Origin of the sequence: Pseudomonas taeanensis MS-3 (assembly GCF_000498575.2) — a bacterium.
GTDB classification, from domain to species: Bacteria; Pseudomonadota; Gammaproteobacteria; order Pseudomonadales; family Pseudomonadaceae; genus Aquipseudomonas; species Aquipseudomonas taeanensis.
Genome location: NZ_AWSQ01000009.1, coordinates 391,251 through 413,171, shown reverse-complemented (window position 1 = coordinate 413,171; position 21,921 = coordinate 391,251). Strand labels below are relative to the sequence as shown.

Below are 21,921 nucleotides of genomic sequence, written 5' to 3'. Positions count from 1 at the left end.
ACGCCCGGCGCGGCAGCACTATTCGAAGAACAGTTTTTCCCTCATGGAAAATAATGATTAAGCACCCCACACCCTCATCACCCTGATGGATTGACCTCTATTCGGCTGAGTGGCTTAGCTTGCCCAGCGCACGGCGAAGGGCTATCACCTTGGTTTCCGCTCAGTGAGTACCGACCATGACTGCCACACTCAACCGTCAATTTCTGCTCGCCCAACGGCCTGTCGGCCTGCCCAGCCGCGAGACCTTCAGTTATGTCGAAACCCAGGTCGGCGAACCCGGCCCGGGACAGATCCTGGTGAAGAACGCCTACCTGTCGCTCGACCCCGCCATGCGCGGCTGGATGAACGACGCCAAGTCCTACATCCCGCCGGTCGGCCTCGGCGAAGTGATGCGCGCCCTCGGCGTTGGCGAGGTAATCGCCTCGCAGCACCCGGATTTCGCCGTCGGCGACCACGTCAACGGCGCCCTCGGCGTGCAGGACTACTTTCTCGGCGAGCCCAAGGGCTTCTACAAGGTCGACGCCAAGCGCGCCCCGCTGCCGCTGTACCTGTCGGCTCTGGGCATGACCGGGATGACCGCCTACTTCGCCCTGCTCGATGTCGGCGCGCCCAAGGCCGGTGAAACAGTAGTGATCTCCGGCGCCGCCGGGGCGGTCGGTAGCGTTGCCGGACAAATCGCCAAGCTCAAGGGCTGCCGTGTGGTCGGCATTGCCGGGGGCGCCGACAAGTGCAAGTTCCTGGTCGAGGAGTTGGGTTTCGACGGCGCTATCGATTACAAGAACGAAGACCTTCACGCTGGCCTCAAGCGCGAGTGCCCGAAAGGTGTGGATGTGTATTTTGACAACGTCGGCGGCGACATCCTCGATGCCGTGCTGACCCGCATCAAGTTCAAGGCACGGGTGGTGATCTGCGGCGCCATCAGCCAGTACAACAATAAGGAAGCGATCAAGGGCCCGGCCAACTACCTGCAACTGCTGGTCAACAGCGCGCGCATGGAAGGCATGGTGGTGATGACCTATGCCCCGCGCTTCGCCGAGGCGGCGCAGGAAATGGGCGGCTGGCTGGCCAGCGGCCAGCTGAAGTCCAAGGAGGACATAGTCGAGGGTCTGCAGACCTTCCCGGAAACCCTGCTCAAGCTGTTCAGCGGGGAGAACTTCGGCAAGCTGGTGCTGAAAGTCAGCTAAACGACCGGCCTCGCCTACGCCCCCCCAGCGTAGGCGAGGTCAGCGAGTAAGTTGGGTGAGCGGCACATGCCGCAATTTGGCCGCGACGGCGCTCCAGGCCACCGCCTAACCCAGCACAATGGCATTAGTCACGAAGCTGTAGCTGGGTTTCGCTGCGCTCTACGCCAGCCTACGCAGCACTGATCTGCGGCGACTCACTCTTGACCGGCCGCCAGTACGTAGCCCGGATGCAATCCGGGAGCGAGAGCAGTACTTGCGCTAATCTCCTGCTTACATCCGGGCCACAAAGCTGTAGCTGGGTTTCGCTGCGCTCTACGCCAGCCTACGCAGCACTGGTCTGCAGCGCCTCCCGCTGGATAGGCCGCCAGCGCCGTAGCAGCAGATACAAGGTCGGAATCACCAACAGGGTAAAGAAAGTGCCGACCAGCAACCCGCCGACTATCACCAGGCCGATCTGCTGACGACTCTCGGCACCGGCGCCGCTGGCTATCGCCAAGGGCAACGAGCCGAGCACCATGGCGCCGGTGGTCATCAGGATCGGCCGTAGCCGCTGCACCGAGGCCTGCAATACCGCCTGGTGCAACTCCACACCGCGACGTTGCATCTGATTGGCGAACTCGACGATGAGAATGCCGTGCTTGGTGATCAGGCCGATCAGCGTCACCAGACCGACCTGCGAATAGATGTTCAGGGTGCCGCCGAACAACGTCAGGGCAAGCAAGGCTCCGGCCATCGACAAGGGCACGCTGAGCAGAATGATCATGGGGTCGATGAAACTCTCGAACTGTGCCGCCAGCACCAGAAAGATGAAGGCCAGCGCCAGGACGAAGATCAGCGCTAAGCCGCTGCTGGACTCCTTGAATTCGCGCGAAGTACCGGTGTAGTCGAACTGGGTATCAGCCGGGAACAGCTCGCGGGCCGCGGCCTGCAGGTGGTCGAGTGCCTCTCCGAGGGTGTAACCGGCGCCGACGTTGGCACTCAGGGTCACCGCGCGCAGTTGATTGAAGTGGTTGAGTTCGCGCGGCGCCACCGTCTCGCGCACCTCGATCAGGTTGGACAGCTGCACCATGCCGCCATCGCGGCCCCGCACATAGACGCGATCGAGATCCGCCGGGTTGCTGCGGTCGACATCGGCCAGCTGCACCAGCACGTCGTACTGCTCGCCATGACGCTTGAAACGGGTTACCTGGCGGCTGCCGAACAGACTCTCCAGACTGCGACCGATGGTTGCCACGTCGCTGCCCACCGCCACCACCTGTTCGCGATTGACCGCCACTTTGAGCTGCGGGGTATTCAACTTGAGGTCGCTGTCCAGACTTTCCAGCCCGGGGTAGTCGCGCACCCGATCCAGTAGTTGCTCGACCAGCTGTTCCAGCTCGACATACTCCAGGGAAGAACGGATCACCAGGTTGACCGGCTGATTTCGCGCGCTCTGCCCCAGCGGCGGGCGGTTGACCGGGAAGGCGCGAATGCCGGGGATATCCTGCAGCTTGGGTAACAGCTCCTGGCGGATCTCGAACTGACTGCGCTGACGCAGGGCCCAGTCCTCCAGCTTCATGAAGGAGATGCCCTGGGTCACCGTGGGAAACCCGGTCACCACCACATAGCGATTGGTCTCGTCTACCGTGTCATAGACTGCCTCGACCTGTCGGGCATAGCGGCTGGTGTAGTCGATGGTGGCGCCATCGGGGGCATTGAACACGCCGATGATGGTGCCGGTGTCTTCAGTCGGCGCCAGTTCCGACTTGAGCCCGCCGAACAACCAGACACAGGCCAGCAGCACGGCCAGCAACAGCGTGACAATCAGCCACCAGCGCTGCAGCACCCAGGCCAGCACGCCCTGATAGTGTTGGGTCAGGTTGTGCAGAAAGTCCTCGATCAGGTTATAGGCACGGTTATGCCGGGCGTTCGGCTGGTGCGCCTTGAGCAGCAGCGCGCACATCATCGGTGACAGACTCAGGGCAACGAAACCAGACACCAGCACCGCGCCGGCCAGGGTCCAGGCGAACTCGGTGAACAGTTTGCCAGTGGCGCCGGGCATGAAGCCGATCGGTGCGTAGACCGCGACCAGGGTCAGGGTCATGGCGATCACCGCGAAGGCGATTTCACGGCTGCCGGTGAACGCCGCCTGTAGTGGTGTCATGCCGGCCTCGATATGCCGGTGGATGTTCTCCAGCATGACGATCGCATCATCCACTACCAGGCCAATGGCCAGCACCATGGCCAGCAAGGTCAGGGTGTTGATGGAAAAACCCATCAGCGCCATCAGGGCGAACGCACCGATCAGCGAGACCGGGATGGTCATCAGGGGAATCAGGGTGGCGCGCAGCGAGCGCAGGAACAGGAAGATGATCAGAATGACCAGCGCCACAGCCTCCCAGATGGTGGCGTAGACGTTGTCGATCGACTCGCGGATGAACAGCGAGTTGTCGTGCGCGACTGCCACCTGCATGCCCTCGGGAAGCAGCGCGCGAACATCCGCAAGCGCCGCATTGAGGCCATCGGAAATATCCAGCGGATTGGCGGTGGCCTGCTTGACCATGCCGATGACCACTGCCGGACGGCCGTTGTAACGCACCACGCTGCGGGTGCTGGCGGGCGCAACTTCGGCATGGCCGACGTCGGCGAGGCGCAGCAGGTAACCCTGCGAGTCGTCGAGAATCAACTGCTCGAACTCCTCCGCACTGCGCAGATCGGTTTCCGAGAGCAGGCTGAACTCACGCTGCGAGGATTCGATGCGCCCGGCCGGAATCTCGACGTTCTGTCGGCGCAGGGCATCCTCGACGTCCTGCACCGTAAGGCCATGGGCGGCGAGTTGTTCCGGGTCCAGCCAGATGCGCATGGCCGGGCTGCGCCCGCCGCGAATCTGTACCTCGGAAACCCCGGGGATGACCTGCAGGCGGTCCTTGACCAGCCGTTCGAGCAGATCGGTAATCTCCATCGCCGAGTGACGCTCGCTGAAGAACGCCAGGAAGACCACCGGCTGGGCATCGGCCTCGACTTTCTGCACGATGGGCTCGTCGATCTCGTCCGGTAGCAGCCCGCGCACTCGCCCGAGACGGTCGCGCACGTCATTGGCCGCCTCGTCGGCGTCGCTACCGAGACGGAACTGCGCGGTGACCTGGGTGCTTTCCGAACGGCTGATGGAGCTGACGAAGTCCAGCCCCTCGATGCCCGAGAGCACATCTTCGACCGGTTGCGCGACCTGCGACTCCATGATCTCCGGGCTGGCGCCCGGATAGCCGACGTTGACCGTGACGATTGGCACGTCGATGTTCGGGTACTCACGCACGGTCAGGCGCTGATAGGCCATCAGGCCGAGCAGCACCAGCACCAGAGACAGCACACTGGCAAATACCGGGCGGCGGATACAGACATCCGAGAGGGTCACACACCCTCCTCGGCACTCCGGGTACGCACCGCCATGCCCGGCCTGACCTTCTGCCAGCCGGCACTGATCAGGGTCTCGTCGCCGCTCAGCCCCTCACGCACTTCGACGCGTCCGCGCAGACGCCGACCCAGCTTGATCTCGCGCTGCACCACCTTGCCGTCGATCACCAGGTTGACCAGCAAACGCTCGCCCAGCGGCATCACAGCTTCCTCCGGAATAACCAGCGCCTGCGGGCGCTCGGCGAGAATCACGCTGACCCGCACAAACTGCCCAGGCTTGAGCCGCAGCCCTGGATTGGCCAGCCTGGCGCGGATCGCCTGGCTACGGCCGGCTTCGTCCAGGCGCGGGTTGATGGCACTGATCTCGCCGCGAAACACCTCGTCGGGATAGCTATCCAGGCGGATCTCGATAGGCTGGTGCAGGCGAACCTGACCAACGGCCTTCTGCGCCACGCGGAAGTCGACCTTGAGCGGATCGAGCACCTCAAGGTTGACGATGTCCTGACCGGCGTCCAGGTAATCGCCGACACTGACCTGGCGCAAACCGAGCACGCCGTCGTGGGGCGCCTTGAGTTGGGTCTTGTCCAGCCGCGCCTGAGACAAGGCCAGGCTGGCTCGCGCTGCCTGCTGCTGGGACTGTACTTCGTCCAGCGCCTGGGCATTGCTGGCACCGCGCTGGAACAACAGCTGGGAGCGGCGGAAGCTCTTTTCCGCCAGGTCCAGATTGGCCCGGGCCAGGGCCAGTTCGGCGCGGGCGATGGCATCATCCAGGCTGACCAGCAAGTCGCCCGCAGCGACGGCCTGCCCCTCGCGAAAATGCAGGGCGGCAAGCCGCCCTTCGATCTCGGGCCGAAGCATCACCGACTCGTCGGAGCGCAACGAGCCAAAGGTCACCAGCTCATCGCGCACTAACTGGCGCTGCGCCGTCACCACCTCGACCAAGGGCTCCTGGGCTGCCTGAACCGAAGGCAGCCAAGCCGCAAGCAACACCAGCAATGCAGAAAGCACACGAGTCAGCATGGGCTTATACAACCTCATTTTTATTGAGGTCGAGTCTAACTGGCAACAACTTACGACACAGACGTCGAAGATGTTTCCTTTTGTTTTACTGGCTTAGTGACCTGGACGATTGACTGGGTTCACCCAAATGAACGAACCACACAGGCCACTGGCCTTGCCGACCATGCTTTACTGGCGCATCCCTCTGCCGCTGACCAGCAAGCGAATGCACACCGCATACAGCAGCGCCATGGCGACCAACATGAAGCCGATGGCCACGCCGATGCCGATATCCGAGACGCCGAGGATGCCGTAGCGAAAGGCATTGACCATGTGCAGCACCGGGTTGGCCAGCGACACCGTCTGCCAGAATGGCGGCAGCAGAGCGATTGAGTAGAACACCCCGCCCAGGTAGGTCAGCGGCGTAAGGACGAAGGTCGGGATGATCGAAATATCATCGAAGTTGCGCGCGAACACCGCATTGACGAAGCCTCCCAGGGAGAAAATCGTCGCAGTCATCAGCACTACCAGGACGGTCACGCCCAGGTGGTGCACCTGCAGTTTGGTGAAGAACAGCGACAACAGGGTGACGATCAAGCCCACCGCCAGCCCGCGCAACACACCGCCAGCGGTATAGCCCAGCAGAATGATGTGCGGCGACACCGGCGACACCATCAGTTCCTCGACTGAGCGCTGAAACTTGCTGCCGAAAAAGCTCGACACCACGTTGCCGTACGAGTTGGTGATCACCGACATCATGATCAGCCCGGGCACGATGTACTCCATATAGCTGAAGCCGCCCATGTCGCCGATCTGCCGACCGATCAAATTGCCGAAAATAACGAAATACAGAACCATGGTGATCGCCGGAGGCAGCAGGGTCTGCGGCCAGATGCGGGTGAAGCGGCGGATCTCCCGGTAGACGATGGTGCGCAGCGCCACCATGTTGGCGGCGAACTCGCTATTCAGATAAGTCGTACTCATACCGTCTCCTTGGCCAGGTTTTTCTCGACCAGGGAAACGAACAGCTCTTCCAGGCGATTGGTTTTATTGCGCAAACTGAGCACTTCAATCTGCTGCAGCGCCAACTGGCGAAACAGTTCGGTGACGCCCTGAGTCTTATCCACCTGCACCTCCAGCGTATGGTGATCGAGCAACTGCGCCGGATAACCGACCAGTTGCGGCGGAACCAGCAAAGACTCTTGCAAGTCGAGCAGAAAGGTCTCCACATGCAGCTTCTTCAGCAGCTCACGCATGCTGGTGTTCTCGACGATGCGGCCGTGGTCGATGATGCCGATGTTGCGGCACAGCTGCTCGGCCTCTTCCAGGTAATGGGTGGTGAGGATGATGGTGATGCCCTGTTGATTCAGTTCGGTGAGAAAACTCCACATCGAACGGCGCAGTTCGATATCTACCCCCGCGGTCGGCTCATCGAGAATCAACAAGCGCGGCTGGTGCACCAGGGCGCGGGCGATCATCAGGCGCCGTTTCATGCCGCCGGAAAGCTCGCGCGAGGGCACATCGCGTTTGTCCCACAGGCCCAACTGCTCGAGGTACTGCTGGGTTCGCGCCTTGGCGATCTTCGCTGGAATACCGTAATAACCGGCCTGGGTGACGACTATGTCGAACACCTTCTCGAACTGGTTGAAGTTGAACTCCTGCGGCACCACGCCGATGCAGCGTTTAAGCGCGGACGGCTGCTGGTCCAGGTCATGGCCGAACACGTTGACCAGGCCACTGGTCTTGTTCACCAGGGTCGAGAGGATGCCGATGGTGGTGGACTTGCCGGCGCCATTGGGGCCGAGCAAGGCAAAGAAATCGCCTTCGGCGACATCCAGGTCGATGCCATGCAAGGCCTGGAAGCCGTTACCGTAAGTTTTGGTTAACTGCCGGATAGACAGAGCTGAACTCATAAGGGGCACGCACGCAGGGAGGAATAGATTAGATAAGGTCTGACTCGGGCAAATGCAATCGCTGGTTTCAGGTCAGCGGCGTCATCACGCCGCGGCGGTATGCCGGCCTTTCCCGAAGTCGCTGGTACCAGGCGGCCAGATGCGGCAATTCGGGACGCACGATCGGCATTTCGAACCAGGCGTAGGCAAGACACCCCAGCGGAATATCGCCCATGGCGAACGCCTCTCCGGAAAGGTAAGGGCGATTGGCCAGCACCTTCTCAGGGATTGCCAACAGCTCGACACAGCGCTCAAGGGCTTCGCCCATCAACCGCTGGTCGCGCTGCTCGGGAGCTGTACGCACGGTGCCGACGAACACATCGCTGAAAGGATCGATCAGACAGGAGGAAACCCAGTCCATCCATTGCTCGCTTTGAGCACGCTGCACGGCAGACTCCAGGTAGAGACTGCCTGGCGCATAGCGGGCCGCCAAATAGCGCACGATGGCGTTGGACTCCCAGAGCACCAGGTCGTCGTCCTCGATCATCGGGATCAGGCCATTGGGGTTCTTCGCAAGGTACTCAGCGTCACTCACCAGACCAAAGGCACCGCCAGCATTGATCGACTGATAGGCTACGCCAGCCTCTTCCGCACACCACAGTACCTTGCGCACGTTGTTTGAATTCTGCCGCCCCCAAATTTTCAACATCTGTCGTTGCTCCTTGTTCAATCGGTACTGGTATTCGTGCAGCGCTCAACACAGGCCGCAAAACTAGGCACCCTACCACTGTGAATTCAAGAAGAAAGACACGAGTACTGATGTTAACTATCGACCGGCTGCATGCTCTGCACTCCCCTTAGCGCAACGACCGGGAAGCCAGCACAGCCGGTTCGGCTCAGCCAGAGCCGAGGAGCGGACTTTATGAGCCAGCGACCTGAACTACAGCTTAGCGCCTGCAAGGTGATTCGCTGACAGGGCGAAAGCCGGACTTACGCATAACCAGGATCGTTCGACGGGCTACCTAGTCGCGTGACCAGGTGTACTGCTAGCGGCCGCCTCAGCCTGCAAGTCGCCATCTATAAATACTGAGTCCGCTTCGAACAGATGCGGATAGCAACGCTGCAGATGGCCGAAGAATAATCGCTCCGGCAGGTCGGCAAACTGGCCATGATCGGCCAGATACTCCATATAGCGCTCACCCTGCTGGTTGAACGGATGGAACACGCTGTCGTTATGGCCATCGAACTCCAGCGGCGCTACCTTGAACGTTTGGCACAGGGCCTGATTGAACGCCGGAGTGGCCTTGACCCAGCGCCCATCCAGATGGAACTCGGTATAGCCGTGCATGGCGAATACCTCGCTACGCAATAGCTCCAACAGCCGTGGTGTTGCCAGGTGGTTGCGCACATCGGCCAAGCCGATCCGTGCGGGAATACCGCAATGTCGTGCGCAGGCCGCCAGTAGCGTGGCCTTGGGTACGCAGTAACTTTCACCGTGCAGTAGCGCATGGCTACCTTTAAGGGTTTCCGGGTCGCGACTGAACACGTAAGGGTTGTAGCGGATGCCATCGCGCACCGCGTAATACAGCCTTACAGCTTGCTCGCGAGGGTCGCGGGATGTGCCACGTGCTTGCTCGGCGAACTCAAGCAGTGCAGGGTGGTCACTATCGATGAAGCGGCCGGGTTCGAGGTATTCGCGCATCAGCAGTGCTCCGTGGTTAGACTGTCAGTCTAGCGAGGACGACTACGCCGATGTCACGCCGATCCGGCCAAGTTAACCGCCCTTGTCGCCATCTTATTGTCGACTACGCTCACGACGGCCGCGTCCACTGCGCCGTCTTCATGGAGGATTCTGCATGCTCGCTGTCTGGTTGATCGTATTGGTGCTCGGCGCGACCTATCTGGCCCACCGCCGCACCGCGCCGCTTCCCGCTCTGGCCATAGTGGCGGGTTACTTGTTCGTCATGGGCCTGTTCAGCCATGCACCAGGCTGGCTATTGGTCGTGTTCTGGCTGTTGTGGCTGGCCGTGGCATTGCCCCTGGCGCTGCCTGAGCAACGCCGCAGGCTGTTCAGTGCGCCGCTGTTCGACTGGTTCCAGCGGGTGCTGCCACCAATGTCCGACACCGAACGCGATGCCATCGAAGCCGGCACTGTGTGGTGGGACGGCGAATTATTCAGCGGTCGCCCGAACTGGGACAAACTGCTCGCCTACCCCAAGGCCAAGCTGAGCGAAGAGGAACAAGCCTTTATCGACGGGCCGACCGAAGAGCTCTGCGCCATGGTCAGCGACTGGGAGATCGGCCAGCAGATGGACTTGCCAGCCAAAGCCTGGGAACACATCAAGCAGCACGGTTTCTTCGCCCTGATCATTCCCAAGGAATACGGCGGCAAGGGATTTTCCGCCTACGCCCACTCCCAGGTGGCGATGAAACTGGCCACCCGCAGTGGCGACCTGGCCTCCACCGTGATGGTACCCAACTCCCTCGGTCCCGCTGAACTGCTGCTGCATTACGGTACCGACGAACAGCGTCAACATTACCTGCCACGCCTGGCATCCGGGGAGGACATCCCCTGCTTTGCCCTCACCGGCCCGCTGGCTGGCTCCGATGCTGGCGCCATGCCGGATACCGGCATCGTCTGCAAGGGCCAATGGCAGGGCCAAGAAGTACTCGGCCTGCGCCTGACCTGGGAGAAGCGCTACATCACCCTCGGCCCGGTCGCCACCTTGCTCGGGCTGGCTTTCAAGGCCTATGACCCCGACCACCTGCTCGGCGAGGAGGAAGAGCTCGGCATCAGCCTGGCCCTGGTGCCCACCGATATCCCCGGGGTGGAAATCGGCCGCCGCCACCTGCCACTCGGCGCCGCGTTCATGAACGGCCCGAACTCCGGCAAGGACGTGTTCATTCCCCTGGATTACCTGATCGGCGGCCAGGACATGCTCGGCAAAGGCTGGATGATGCTGATGAACTGCCTGTCGGTCGGCCGTTCGATCTCGCTGCCCGCAGTCGGCACCGGCGCGGCCAAGTTCACCAGCCTGGTCACCGGCCAGTACAGCCAGGTGCGCGAACAGTTCAACGTGCCACTGGCGGCTTTCGAAGGCATCCAGGAAGCACTCGCACGCATCGGCGGCAACGCCTGGCTGATGGACAGCGCGCGCATTCTCACCGCCAACGCGGTGGATCTGGGTGAAAAACCTTCGGTCCTCTCGGCAATTCTCAAATACCACCTGACCGAGCGCGGCCGCGAGTGCATCCAACATGCCATGGATGTGCATGGCGGCAAGGGCATCATCATGGGCCCGAACAACTACCTGGGCCGTTCCTGGCAAGGTGCGCCGATCTTCATCACCGTGGAAGGAGCGAATATCCTCTCGCGTAACCTGATGATCTTCGGCCAGGGTGCCATCCGCTGCCATCCCTATGTACTCAAGGAAATGGCCCTTGCCGGCCGTGAAGATCGTGATCAGGCGCTGCTCGAGTTCGATCAGCTGCTGCTGCAACACATTGGTTTCGCCGTAAGCAACGCCGCCAGCAGTTTGATCCTCAGCCTGAGTCTCGGCAGCTTCGGCCAGGTTCCGGGGGACAACCTCAGCCAGCCCTATTTCCGCGCCCTGAATCGCCTCGCCGCAGCCTTTGCCATGCTCGCCGACTTCAGCATGATGCTGTTGGGCGGCGACCTGAAACGTCGCGAGCGTTTGTCGGCGCGACTTGGCGATGCCCTCAGCCACCTTTACCTGGCCTCGGCCGCGCTCAAGCGCTACCACGACCTGGACTATCCGGAACATTCGCGACCGCTGCTGCGTTGGGCCCTGGAGGAGAGTCTTGCGCTGGGTGAACAGGCACTCGACGAGCTACTCAGCAATTTCCCCAATCGCTTGATGGGCGGTGCTCTGCGCGTACTGGTATTCCCCCTCGGGCGCCGGCATAGAGGTCCTAGCGATGAACTGGATGCACAAGTCGCAGAAATTATCGGACGCAACAGCGGCGATCCAGCCCTGGAAGAAATACTCGCCGGCTGCTATCGCCCACAGGCAGAAAAAGACCCGGTAGGCGCCCTGCAACTGGCGATGAACCTGCTGGAAAGCACGCAGCCCATTCGGAAAAAACTGCAGCAAGCACTCAAAGACGGCCAGGTGCTGGAGTCACCAGGGCAGAGCCAGCTTGATGCGGCGGTCAACGCCGGCGCCTTGACCGCAGAGGAAGCACACAGCCTGCAACAAGCCGAAGCGGCCCGACGCGTAGTGATCGACGTAGACGACTTTGCCAAGGACGAGTTGAAACTCAGCCGCGGCAAAGTCCGCTAGCGGGACACTGGGCGCGCGGAGCCTTATACTCCCGCGCCCGTTTTACTTAGAGAGCTTTTGCCATGGCCAGCGCCCACCTCGATCACCACCTCGCCCTGCTCGCTCACCTGCGCGGCATTCTGGTTGCCCTGGGTGAAGCCGAGCAGATACTCGACAGCAGCCACTCGCTGTTTCTCGAGCGCTTCGATGAACTGGTCAGCGACTTGCCTCGCGACCCGGAGGCCAGCCTGTATCTGGGCCAAGAGCTGATCAGCCAGATTTTCCACCGCTATCCGCAAATTGCCCATCTGGTCCCGCGCGACCTGCTGTGGTTTTTCGGTGGCGACTGCCTGCACTTCATGCCAGATGAAGAGATCGAACTGTTCCAACGCTTAGACGAACGACGCTTCGAAGCGCAGCAGAACGACGAACCCTTCGACTGGAATCAGGAAAAACAGCTGCTGGCGCTACCACCGGAAAGCAGCAAGCATTAAGCATCTGCCGCTCACTGCGCTACGTCCATAGAAAAGCCCGCACAGGATCACCGGCGGGCCTTCTTTGCTTAGCGGAAAAATCAACAGGCACAAAAAAGCCGCTCAATGAGCGGCTTTTTTGTTTATTTGGAGCGGGAAACGAGACTCGAACTCGCGACCCCGACCTTGGCAAGGTCGTGCTCTACCAACTGAGCTATTCCCGCGTTTACAACGTACTGCTTACAACAAAAATGGCGTCCCCTAGGGGACTCGAACCCCTGTTACCGCCGTGAAAGGGCGGTGTCCTAGGCCACTAGACGAAGGGGACCTGGAACTTCTTTGTCGAAGCGCAGCCAGCGCGTTCGATCTAAACACCGCTCATCGAGCGATATCTGAAACTTGGAGCGGGAAACGAGACTCGAACTCGCGACCCCGACCTTGGCAAGGTCGTGCTCTACCAACTGAGCTATTCCCGCAATTGCAACCCACCTCTGTTAAGAAGTGGCGTCCCCTAGGGGACTCGAACCCCTGTTACCGCCGTGAAAGGGCGGTGTCCTAGGCCACTAGACGAAGGGGACGCAGCCCGGAACCTACAAAAAACTTCCGGCTTCTACCGCTCTGCCGTTAAGCATTGCGCTAGAAGTGGCGCGCATTCTATGGAGCCTTTGCAGGATCGTCAACCTCTCTATAATTTTTTTTTAAAATCAACGACTTCAAGCCTTTACGTGACACTGCACTATGAGCCTCGCGGCTAAGGCACTACACTCGGACGAAAATTCGAGAGGCTGAAACGATGTCCCCACTCGTGATTACCCTGCTGATTGTCGGCGGCATTTTCATTCTGATTGCGATCGCCTACATCAATCACATGGTCGAGAACAACAAGCTGGAAAAGTCTCGCCTCAAGGCCGAGCTGAATGATCGCATCCGGCGCAGCGCCACGCTTTCCGAAGCCCTTCCCGGGCAACTGATGACGCCCCCCCTGAAACTCCTGCTGAGCCGCCTGCAACTGCATTTCAGCGAACGCTTGCAGCAGGTTGATAAAGGCGATGCCGACAATCAGGCGCGCCTCACCGAACTGCGCCAATTGATTGCTCAAGGCGAGTCGATCCCCGTGCGCAATCCGCCTCAACCCATTGCCACGGAAGCCAAGGCCAAAGAGGTGCGTTTCCAGTTGGAGAACCTGCACGGGCAGATCACCCGCTCGGCTCAGGATGGCGTCCTGCCAACCAATGAAGCCAAAGCCTGGATCAATGAGATACGCCACCTCTTGGCGCAGCTGCATATCGAATTTTTCAGCTCACTCGGCCAGCAGGCGCTGCAACAGAACCAGCCCGGCCAGGCTCGCCTGGCGTTCGAGCGGGGCGTGCAGTACCTACGCAAGCAATCCAACCCAGCACGCTACCAAGCACCACTGCAGAAATTCGAACAACAGCTGGCCCGCGCCAACGCCCTGGTTCTGGAAACCGCCAAGTCCAACCCGGAAGAGGACAGCGAGCTGAATGAAGGCCTGAAATCCCTTGAAGGCGATGAGGACTGGAAGAAGAACAATATTTATGACTGAGACCCAAGCGCTCTGACTGCCTTCCACAGCGCTAGCGAACCGATAAGGACACCCGATGAGCCTGACTGTATTTGGCGCCCCACTTTCTCCTTTCGTACGCAAGTTGCGCCTGTGTTTGGCGGAAAAGCGCCTGGACTATCAGCTGGAAATCGTTCTGCCCTTTGGCCGTCAACCAGACTGGTACTGCGAACTCAACCCGCTAGGCCGCATCCCTGCCCTGAGGGACGGCGATTTCGACTTAGCCGATTCCAGCGTCATCTGCCAGTACCTGGAAGACAAATACCCTGACCGCTCACTACTGCTGGGTCAAAATTCCGAACAACGCGCACGGGTACGCTGGCTGGAAAAATATGCCGATTATGAGCTGGCGCCGCTGAGCACCTTCACCGTATTCCGCAACCGCGTGCTCAAGCCGAGCATGGGCCAACCCAGCGATGAAGCTACAGTCCAGTCAGCCCTGAGCGAAAAACTGCCGCCGCACTTCGATTACCTGGAACAGTGCCTGGGTGACGCCGAGTACTTTGTCGGTGACAGCTTAAGCCTCGCCGACCTCGCATTCGCCTGCCAGATGGTCAACATGGAGCACGGCGGCGAGCAGCTGGATGCCAAGCGCTGGCCGAACCTGGCGGCACTGTACATGCGCATCAAGGCCCGCCCCTCGCTGCAGGCGATTTTGCCGGGCGAACAGAAGGTGCTCGCCAAGATGAGCACCCCGGCCTGATCCAGGCAGTATGAAGAAACCCGGTACACCGGGCTTCTTCATACAATGCGACTCAACAGTCGCTGAGCCGCAAAAACACCTCGACCAGGCGCTCTATCCCGGTCTGATCCGCCTCAGTGAAGCGCGCCAATCGCGGGCTGTCCAAATCCAGCACGCCGATCAGGCGACCGGCCTGCACCAGCGGAATGACCAATTCACTGTTAGACGCACTGTCGCAAGCGATATGCCCAGCAAATCCATGCACGTCATCGACCCGCTGAGTCTGCCGAGTGGCCGCCGCTACACCGCAGACACCACGGCCGAGCGGAATCCTGACACAGGCCACCTTGCCCTGAAACGGGCCGAGCACCAGCTCATCACCCCGTAACAGATAGAAGCCAGCCCAATTGAGCTCGGCCAATTCCTGAAACAGGAAGGCTGAGAATTGCGCCGCATTGGCAATGAAGTCACGCTCCCCAGCCAGCAAGGACTCCAGTTGCGCAACCCATAACGAATAGCCTTCCAGGTCGATGGCAACTTGCTTGAGGTCATTCATGCTCGGCTCTCCAACATCTGCAGGCCCACCCACTGCCGGGCGAACTGATAAGCGCAGCGACCATTGCGATTACCGCGTCCCAGCGCCCAGCGTATAGCGGTTTTTTCCAGCTCCTCGCTCCACTGCCAAGACAACTGGGCTTGCGCCGCCTGCACCTCGATCCAGTGGCGCACCACGTCGAGGAAGTGCTCCTGGGTGAACGGGTAGAAGGACAGCCAGAGGCCAAAACGATCGGACAGCGCGATCTTGTCCTCCACCGCCTCGTTCGGGTGCAGTTCGCCGTCGACCCTCTGCCAGTGTTCGTTATCACTGTGTTTTTCCGGCACCAGATGCCGGCGATTGGAGGTGGCGTATAGCAAGACATTCTCCGGCGCGCGCTCCAGCGAGCCGTCCAGCACGCTTTTCAGCACCCGATAATCGCCCTCGCCTGCCTCGAACGACAAATCATCGCAGAACAGCACGAAATTCTGCGGCTGCGTGGCCAGTAGCTCGACGACCCGCGGCAAATCGGCCAGGTGATCACGCTCGATCTCGATCAAACGCAGCCCCGCCGCGGCATGTTCTGCCAACAGGGCACGCACCAGCGAGGACTTGCCTGTGCCACGCGCTCCCCAGAGCAAGGCATGATTCGCCGGCAGGCCCTGCACGAATTGCCGGGTATTGCGCGCCAGCTGCTCACGCTGGGTGTCCACACCGATTAGATCGCTCAGGCTCAGATCGAGGCTGATGTTCAACGGCTGCAAATAACCACTGCGCCCCTCGCGGTGCCAGCGGGCAGCCAGGCTCTGCTGCCAGTTGATATCACTGCGCTTGGCAGGCAGTAGCGGTTCAAGTCGCGTCAGGACGCTCTCGGCACGCAGTAAAAAAGCATTCAAACGGGAGTCCATCATCTGTTCCTTGCTATTGGTCCTGCCCACTCCTCGCTGCTGCCAGATGCAGCAGATGAGCTATGCTTGGCAGGCGAACGGACACGAGATAAGCCAGCCCTTATGGATATAGCGCTCACCCAACGCCTGTCATTCAAACAGGCCGGCTGGACCGTGCTGGTGGCGTTTATCCTCGGCATGGCGCTTAGCGCGCTTCAAGTCGGCATCGATTATGCCAGTGAAGATGCCTCCATCAACCGCGAGATTCGTGCGCTGATGGAGATCAGCCACAATCCGGCTGCACGCATCGCCTACAACATTGACGCTGAACTGGCCCAGGAGCTGGTCCGCGGCCTGCTGCGCTCGCCTGCCGTGATCAGCGCCCAGATCATCGACAATAACAGTACCACCCTGGCCAGCGTCAGCCGCCCCCCCAGCGAAAGCCCCTACCGACTGCTCAGCGACTTTCTGTTCGGCGAGCAACGACAGTTCGAGACAGCCTTGTTCGTCAGCCACGCCCCTGAGGAGGCGCTCGGCCTATTGCGCCTGGAAGTCGACACCTATGCATTCGGCAGCCACTTTCTGCGCCGCTCGCTCTTCACCCTGCTGGCGGGCTTCGCTCGCAGCTTGCTGCTCTCGCTGATCCTCCTGGTGCTGTTCTATTTCATGCTGACCAAGCCGCTGATCGAGGTCATCCGCGCCCTAAGTGCACGCGACCTGCACACCCCCAAGCACAACAGACTGCCCTGCCCGCCCGGCCATGAACACGATGAGATCGGTACGCTGGTCGACGTCACCAACCAACAGCTCTCCAGCATTGCCACGGAAATACAACAGCGCCACCATGCGGAGGATCGCCTGACCCAGTACCTGGGAGAGCTGGAAAACATAGTCTCGGCGCGCACCACCGAGCTGGAAACCACCAACGCACGATTGACGGAGTCCAACCAGCAGCTCGAACAGGCGCGACGTACTGCCCTGCAAATGGCCCAGGCGCGCTCGACGTTTCTGGCAAATATGAGCCATGAGATCCGCACGCCACTCAACGGTTTGCTCGGCATGCTCTCGCTGTCCCTCGATGGCCCGTTGAACGGCGAGCAACACCGGCAGCTGTCGATTGCCCACGACTCTGGCAAGGTGCTGGTCGAGCTGCTCAATGACATTCTCGACCTGTCGAAATACGAGGCAGGGCAACTGGAGCTTGAGAGTATTCCCTTCGACCTCGGCACACTGACCGAAGACACCGCCAACCTGCTCTCGCAGAATGCTGCAGCCAGCGTCGAACTGACCTGCTTCATCGACCCGCAGCTACCCGCCCAAGTAATCGGTGACCCGACCCGCGTACGTCAGGTAGTGAGTAACCTGCTGTCCAATGCCTTGAAATTCACGCGATTCGGCCGCGTCGATATCCGCATCAGCGCCAGCCAGACTGGCGTCCAGATAGTCGTGCGCGATACGGGCATCGGCATCGCCGAAGACGCCCAAGCACGGATCTTCCAACCCTTCGCCCAAGCCGACGCCGGCATCAACCGCCAGTTCGGCGGCACCGGCCTGGGCCTGGCACTGACCCGTCGACTCTGCGAAGCCATGCACGGCGAACTCAGCCTGAAATCCGCGGAAGGCTTCGGCTCACAGTTCTGCGTTGAACTGCCGCTGCCTGCCCACAGCCCTTCGGTGACGTTCACGCCCCCAGCCCTAACCGGGCAAGTGATCGCGTTGTGCGCCTCCAACTCAGGCCTGCATGAACTGCTCAGCCACCAGCTACCTCACTGGGGGCTGGACTATCAGCGCCTGTCCCCCGAAACCCAACCAGCCGAGATGACCGCCGACCTGCTGATCAGTGACGACCCAGAGTGCCTGCCTGGTCTGCGTCAGACGTGTCAAGTGCCGTTCCTGCTGATCAGCGCTTATGGCAGCTTCTTAGCTAGCGAACAGATACGGACGCTGGAGCCTGTCGAACAGCTGGCTCGGCCTTTGTCGCGCCAGGTGCTGCTCCAGGCGCTACGCCGCAGCCTAGGGCAACCTGCACACACAGTTCCAGCTCCGACCGACGTCGAACAAAGGGTCAGCAGGCAAATGCGCGTGCTGTTGGTCGAGGACAACCAAGTCAACCAACTGGTCGCTAAAGGCATGCTCGGTAAACTTGGCTGCGAGGTACTACTGGCTAACCACGGCGCCGAGGCGCTGAACCAGCTTGAGCTGAACGACGTCGATCTGGTGCTGATGGACTGCAACATGCCAGTGATGGATGGCTACGAAGCCAGTCGGCGCATCCGCCAGGGCGGACACTACCCTGGGCTACCAATCATCGCACTGACAGCCAACGCCCTGCCCGACGAACGCGAGCGCTGCCGCGCCGCCGGCATGAACGACTACCTGGCCAAACCTTTTCGCCGGGAAGAACTCGCCGCCCTGCTCGACCAGTGGCTACCGACTAGCGTAGTGCCATAAACCGCTCAAGCAGTTGCCCCACATGACTATGCAGCTCTGCCATCCCATCCAGATCGACACCACGCTCGCAGAGCAGCTGATTTCTCAAGGGCGACACCCGCTCACGCAACTCGCTGCCTGCCGCGGTCAATAGCAGGTGCACCTCGCGCTCATCCTCGCCAGAGCGCTGACGCACCAGCAAACCCAGTTGCTCCAGGCGCTTGAGTAGCGGGGTCAAGGTGCCGGAGTCGAGCAGCAAGCGCAGCCCCAAGGCCTTGACCGTAGGTTGCAGCGGCGGCGCTGCCTGCCACTCCCACAGCACCAACATCACCAGATACTGCGGGTAGGTCAGGTTTAACTGATCGAGCATGGGCTTGTACGCGCGAGTCACTGCTCGCGAAGCCGCGTACAGCTTGAAGCACAGCTGGTTATCCAGCAGCAAAGCAGTATCCAGCGCATCACTCGCTTGCTTCATTTGAGCAGTGCTTCAATCTCGGCCGTCAGGTCTTCCGGCTTGGTGGTCGGGGCGAAACGCTTGACCTGCTGGCCATCGGCACTGATCAGGAACTTGGTGAAATTCCACTTCACACCCTGGCTGCCGAGCAAGCCCGGGGCACGTTTTTTCAGCTGTACGTAAAGCGGGTGGGCATCGCTACCGTTTACCTCGACCTTCTTGAACAATGGAAAACTCACCCCGAAGTTCAGCTCGCAGAACTCGGATATAACCCCTTCATTACCAGGTTCCTGCTTGCCGAACTGATTACAAGGGAAACCCAGCACAACCAGCCCCTTGTCCTTGTACTGCTGCCACAGGCTTTCCAGGCCCTTGTACTGCGGCGTGAAACCGCACTTGCTGGCCGTATTGACCACCAGTACGGCCTTGCCTTTGAAGTCAGCCAGGGTTTTCTGTTCGCCTTTGATGGTGGTGCACGGGATGTCGAACAGCTCGTTGCTCATGATGATTGCCTTTACAGTTTTAATGAATGCACAAAAGGTATCGAACAATTAAATTGCGCACAATTCAATTGTGGAAAAATAAGGCCCACTGATAGGCAGACCTCATTCTCATCAAGCTTCGCGCGGTACCAACTTGAGCGATACCGAGTTGATGCAGTAACGCAAACCCGTGGGCGCCGGACCATCTGGAAAAACATGCCCCAGATGCGCGTCGCACTGAGCGCACTTCACCTCGATGCGATGCATACCATGACTGAAATCGTCCAGACTACGGATCGCCTCCCTGCTCACCGGCTGAAAATAGCTGGGCCAACCACAGCCCGAGTCAAACTTGGCTGCAGAATCGAACAGCTCAACACCACAGCAGACGCAGTGATAGATGCCGGGGACTTTGCTGTCATGGTATTCGCCGGTAAAGGCTCGTTCCGTGGCGCCTAAACGGCAGACATTAAACTGGGTTTCCGACAGCTCTTCGCGCCAGACTTCCAGGGGTTTTTCGAGCTTGTCCACAGGCAGGTCTCCTCAACTGAAAAAAGCCCGATCCGTCGCTTTGCCAAGATCGGACTGCCACGTATGATTCGACCCCAGTCTGTCACCCGCGTTACAGCCTGCCAAGACTTGCCGAGCAGGGCCTTGTGTACCGCCGCACAGGTCGCGCGAACAGCATGATGCGCGACTAGACAGCGCTACTGCCTGTCTTGGCCGAGCCAATCTGCGCTCGTCACGCTTCACAGGATCGGAATCAGCGGCGCCTCATCATTTCGGGATCACTTACATGCAGGTCAGCAAATCGAACAAGCTCGCCAACGTCTGCTATGACATCCGCGGGCCTGTGCTCAAGCACGCCAAACGCCTGGAGGAGGAAGGCCACCGCATCCTCAAGCTAAACATTGGCAATCCGGCGCCGTTCGGATTCGAGGCTCCCGAGGAGATTCTCCAGGACGTAATTCGCAACCTACCCTCCGCGCAAGGCTATAGCGACTCCAAGGGCCTGTTCAGCGCGCGCAAGGCAGTGATGCAGTACTACCAGCAACAGCAGGTGGAGGGCGTTGGCATCGAGGACATCTACCTCGGCAACGGCGTCTCCGAACTGATCGTGATGGCCATGCAGGCACTGCTCAACAACGGCGACGAAGTGCTGATCCCGGCGCCGGACTACCCGCTATGGACCGCTGCGGTGGCACTGTCTGGCGGCAAGCCGGTGCACTACCTGTGCGACGAACAGGCCGGCTGGTTCCCCGATATCGCCGACATACGCGCGAAGATCACCCCAAGCACCAAAGCCCTGGTACTGATCAACCCGAACAACCCGACTGGTGCGGTCTATTCCAGAGCCGTACTGGAGGACCTCGTCGAACTGGCGCGGCAACACAACCTGGTACTGTTCTCCGACGAAATCTACGACAAGATCCTCTACGACGAGGCCCAGCACACCTGCACCGCCGCCTTGGCGCCGGACGTGCTGTGCCTGACCTTCAACGGCCTGTCGAAGTCATACCGCGTCGCGGGTTTTCGCAGCGGCTGGGTGGCGATCTCCGGGCCCAAGCACCGGGCACAGAGCTACATCGAAGGCCTGGATATCCTCGCCAACATGCGCCTGTGCCCCAACGTGCCGAGCCAGCATGCGATCCAGACCGCCCTCGGCGGCTACCAGAGCATCAACGACCTGGTACTGCCCAACGGCCGCCTGCTGGAGCAACGCAATCGCACCTGGGAGCTGCTCAACGACATTCCCGGGGTCAGCTGCGTCAAGCCGATGGGGGCACTGTATGCCTTCCCGAAGATCGATCCAAAAGTCTGTCCGATTCACAACGACGAGAAGTTCGTGCTGGATCTGCTGCTCTCGGAGAAACTACTGGTTGTCCAGGGCACTGCGTTCAACTGGCCGTGGCCGGATCACTTCCGCGTGGTCACCCTCCCCCGGGTAGACGACCTCGAACAGGCGATCGGACGCATCGGCAACTTCCTCAAGGGCTATCAGCAGTAACCGGAACAGTCCATGCCCCAGGCCAAACGCTATTTATCCACCGGCGCCAGTCCCGGGAAATACTTGGTCGCCAGCTGCCGCTACCACCCACCGCTATGATTGCCAAGTTCTGAGCCCATGGATCTACAAATCGACGATTTCTACAAGGATGCCGCCCGCGGCCTGCTGCTGCTCTACCAGGTCTTCCCGCGCAAGATGGCGCTGTATGTGGAGGACCTGATCGGTCGCGAAGAGGTGGACGAGTTCGGCCTGCCAAGCAAACGCCACCAGAGCTGCCTGGGCGCCCTGCTGTGGCTGGCAGAGGAAGGTTACCTGCGCTTCGAGTCGAGTATCGCCTATGACGCCCTGGATCAGGCGGTACTCAGCGAGAAGGGCTTTCTGCGCCTGTCACGTAGCGTGCCCCACGCCTTGCGTGATGCGGAAGTAGTGCCGCCCAGCGTGCGCCGCGTGCACGGCACGCTGGCCTTCCAGCTGCGCCAGGCGATCGCCGAGCAACACGGCGAACGACTCGCGCGCCTGACCCGCCTGCTCTTTGAAAGCACTCTACCGGGCGCAAACGACACAGTTTGAAATAGTCCCTCGATTGAAGATCAGGGCCCTGCACCCTTATATAGCCCGCATAACCAGTACGCCCTTCCCG

At 60.5% G+C, this 21,921-nt stretch carries 19 protein-coding genes and 4 tRNA genes; 8 read left to right on the top strand and 15 right to left on the bottom strand.

Annotated features, from left to right (window positions below; translation table 11 throughout):
• Positions 1–176: 176 nt before the first annotated feature.
• Positions 177–1,184, top strand: coding sequence for an NADP-dependent oxidoreductase (locus TMS3_RS22155; RefSeq protein WP_025167488.1), 1,008 nt, complete (start codon positions 177–179; stop codon positions 1,182–1,184).
• A 322-nt stretch (positions 1,185–1,506) separates the two neighbouring features.
• Here the strand turns inward: TMS3_RS22155 and TMS3_RS22150 are convergent, their stop codons facing one another.
• The 6 genes from TMS3_RS22150 to TMS3_RS22125 all read right to left on the bottom strand — a co-directional run bounded on the left by TMS3_RS22150 (position 1,507) and on the right by TMS3_RS22125 (position 9,167).
• Entirely contained in the window at positions 1,507–4,575 is a 3,069-nt protein-coding gene (locus TMS3_RS22150; protein ID WP_025167487.1) for an efflux RND transporter permease subunit, read from the bottom strand.
• Complete coding sequence (locus TMS3_RS22145) at positions 4,572–5,591, bottom strand: efflux RND transporter periplasmic adaptor subunit (RefSeq protein ID WP_025167486.1); 1,020 nt, start codon at positions 5,589–5,591, stop codon at positions 4,572–4,574. The genes TMS3_RS22150 and TMS3_RS22145 overlap by 4 nt, the downstream gene beginning before the upstream one ends.
• A 171-nt stretch (positions 5,592–5,762) precedes the next feature.
• Positions 5,763–6,542, bottom strand: coding sequence for an ABC transporter permease (locus TMS3_RS22140; RefSeq protein WP_025167485.1), 780 nt, complete (start codon positions 6,540–6,542; stop codon positions 5,763–5,765).
• A gap of 11 nt (positions 6,543–6,553) precedes the next feature.
• Positions 6,554–7,486, bottom strand: coding sequence for an ABC transporter ATP-binding protein (locus tag TMS3_RS22135; protein ID WP_025167484.1), 933 nt, complete (start codon positions 7,484–7,486; stop codon positions 6,554–6,556).
• Between the two features lie 67 nt (positions 7,487–7,553).
• Complete coding sequence (locus TMS3_RS22130) at positions 7,554–8,174, bottom strand: glutathione S-transferase family protein (RefSeq protein WP_025167483.1); 621 nt, start codon at positions 8,172–8,174, stop codon at positions 7,554–7,556.
• 309 nt (positions 8,175–8,483) lie between these two features.
• A complete protein-coding gene (locus TMS3_RS22125; RefSeq protein WP_025167482.1) occupies positions 8,484–9,167 on the bottom strand; it encodes a transglutaminase-like domain-containing protein in 684 nt (227 codons plus the stop codon).
• Between the two features lie 154 nt (positions 9,168–9,321).
• Here TMS3_RS22125 and TMS3_RS22120 point away from each other — a divergent pair, with 154 nt between their 5' ends.
• Together TMS3_RS22120 and TMS3_RS22115 are read left to right on the top strand one after the other, a co-directional pair.
• A complete protein-coding gene (locus TMS3_RS22120) occupies positions 9,322–11,769 on the top strand; it encodes an acyl-CoA dehydrogenase (protein WP_025167481.1) in 2,448 nt (815 codons plus the stop codon).
• Between the two features lie 62 nt (positions 11,770–11,831).
• Positions 11,832–12,242 carry a PA2817 family protein gene (locus TMS3_RS22115; RefSeq protein WP_025167480.1) on the top strand — a complete coding sequence of 137 codons (411 nt, stop codon included), beginning with the start codon at positions 11,832–11,834 and terminating at the stop codon, positions 12,240–12,242.
• A gap of 127 nt (positions 12,243–12,369) precedes the next feature.
• Here TMS3_RS22115 and TMS3_RS22110 read toward each other — a convergent pair.
• From TMS3_RS22110 to TMS3_RS22095, 4 genes are all read right to left on the bottom strand, one after another.
• A tRNA-Gly gene (locus TMS3_RS22110) sits at positions 12,370–12,445 on the bottom strand.
• A 28-nt stretch (positions 12,446–12,473) separates the two neighbouring features.
• Positions 12,474–12,549 (bottom strand) — tRNA-Glu (locus TMS3_RS22105).
• 72 nt (positions 12,550–12,621) lie between these two features.
• A tRNA-Gly gene (locus TMS3_RS22100) sits at positions 12,622–12,697 on the bottom strand.
• A 26-nt stretch (positions 12,698–12,723) separates the two neighbouring features.
• Positions 12,724–12,799 (bottom strand) — tRNA-Glu (locus tag TMS3_RS22095).
• A 215-nt stretch (positions 12,800–13,014) separates the two neighbouring features.
• Here TMS3_RS22095 and TMS3_RS22090 point away from each other — a divergent pair.
• Positions 13,015–13,785: a hypothetical protein gene (locus TMS3_RS22090; RefSeq protein WP_025167479.1), complete on the top strand. Its 771-nt coding sequence runs from the start codon at positions 13,015–13,017 to the stop codon at positions 13,783–13,785.
• Between the two features lie 55 nt (positions 13,786–13,840).
• Positions 13,841–14,506, top strand: a complete 666-nt coding sequence (locus TMS3_RS22085) for a glutathione S-transferase family protein (RefSeq protein ID WP_025167478.1) — start codon at positions 13,841–13,843, stop codon at positions 14,504–14,506.
• Between the two features lie 52 nt (positions 14,507–14,558).
• Here TMS3_RS22085 and TMS3_RS22080 read toward each other — a convergent pair whose 3' ends face one another.
• Positions 14,559–15,041: a GAF domain-containing protein gene (locus TMS3_RS22080; protein WP_025167477.1), complete on the bottom strand. Its 483-nt coding sequence runs from the start codon at positions 15,039–15,041 to the stop codon at positions 14,559–14,561.
• Positions 15,038–15,928, bottom strand: coding sequence for an ATP-binding protein (locus tag TMS3_RS22075; RefSeq protein WP_025167476.1), 891 nt, complete (start codon positions 15,926–15,928; stop codon positions 15,038–15,040). The genes TMS3_RS22080 and TMS3_RS22075 overlap by 4 nt, the downstream gene beginning before the upstream one ends.
• 102 nt (positions 15,929–16,030) lie before the next feature.
• Here TMS3_RS22075 and TMS3_RS22070 point away from each other — a divergent pair, with 102 nt between their 5' ends.
• Complete coding sequence (locus tag TMS3_RS22070; RefSeq protein WP_025167475.1) at positions 16,031–18,358, top strand: hybrid sensor histidine kinase/response regulator; 2,328 nt, start codon at positions 16,031–16,033, stop codon at positions 18,356–18,358.
• On the opposite strand, the gene TMS3_RS22065 is transcribed toward TMS3_RS22070, so the two are convergent.
• The 3 genes from TMS3_RS22065 to msrB form a co-directional block, all read right to left on the bottom strand.
• Positions 18,342–18,812: a MarR family winged helix-turn-helix transcriptional regulator gene (locus tag TMS3_RS22065; protein ID WP_025167474.1), complete on the bottom strand. Its 471-nt coding sequence runs from the start codon at positions 18,810–18,812 to the stop codon at positions 18,342–18,344. The genes TMS3_RS22070 and TMS3_RS22065 overlap by 17 nt on opposite strands.
• A complete protein-coding gene (locus TMS3_RS22060; protein ID WP_025167473.1) occupies positions 18,809–19,294 on the bottom strand; it encodes a glutathione peroxidase in 486 nt (161 codons plus the stop codon). Before TMS3_RS22060 ends, TMS3_RS22065 begins: the two co-directional genes overlap by 4 nt.
• Before the next feature lie 111 nt (positions 19,295–19,405).
• Positions 19,406–19,804, bottom strand: a complete 399-nt coding sequence (gene msrB, locus TMS3_RS22055; RefSeq protein ID WP_025167472.1) for a peptide-methionine (R)-S-oxide reductase MsrB — start codon at positions 19,802–19,804, stop codon at positions 19,406–19,408.
• A 265-nt stretch (positions 19,805–20,069) separates the two neighbouring features.
• On the opposite strand from msrB, the gene TMS3_RS22050 reads away from it, so the two are divergent.
• Both TMS3_RS22050 and TMS3_RS22045 read left to right on the top strand, forming a co-directional pair.
• A complete protein-coding gene (locus TMS3_RS22050) occupies positions 20,070–21,281 on the top strand; it encodes a pyridoxal phosphate-dependent aminotransferase (RefSeq protein WP_025167471.1) in 1,212 nt (403 codons plus the stop codon).
• A 117-nt stretch (positions 21,282–21,398) separates the two neighbouring features.
• Positions 21,399–21,851 carry a hypothetical protein gene (locus TMS3_RS22045; RefSeq protein ID WP_025167470.1) on the top strand — a complete coding sequence of 151 codons (453 nt, stop codon included), beginning with the start codon at positions 21,399–21,401 and terminating at the stop codon, positions 21,849–21,851.
• Positions 21,852–21,921 lie beyond the last annotated feature (70 nt).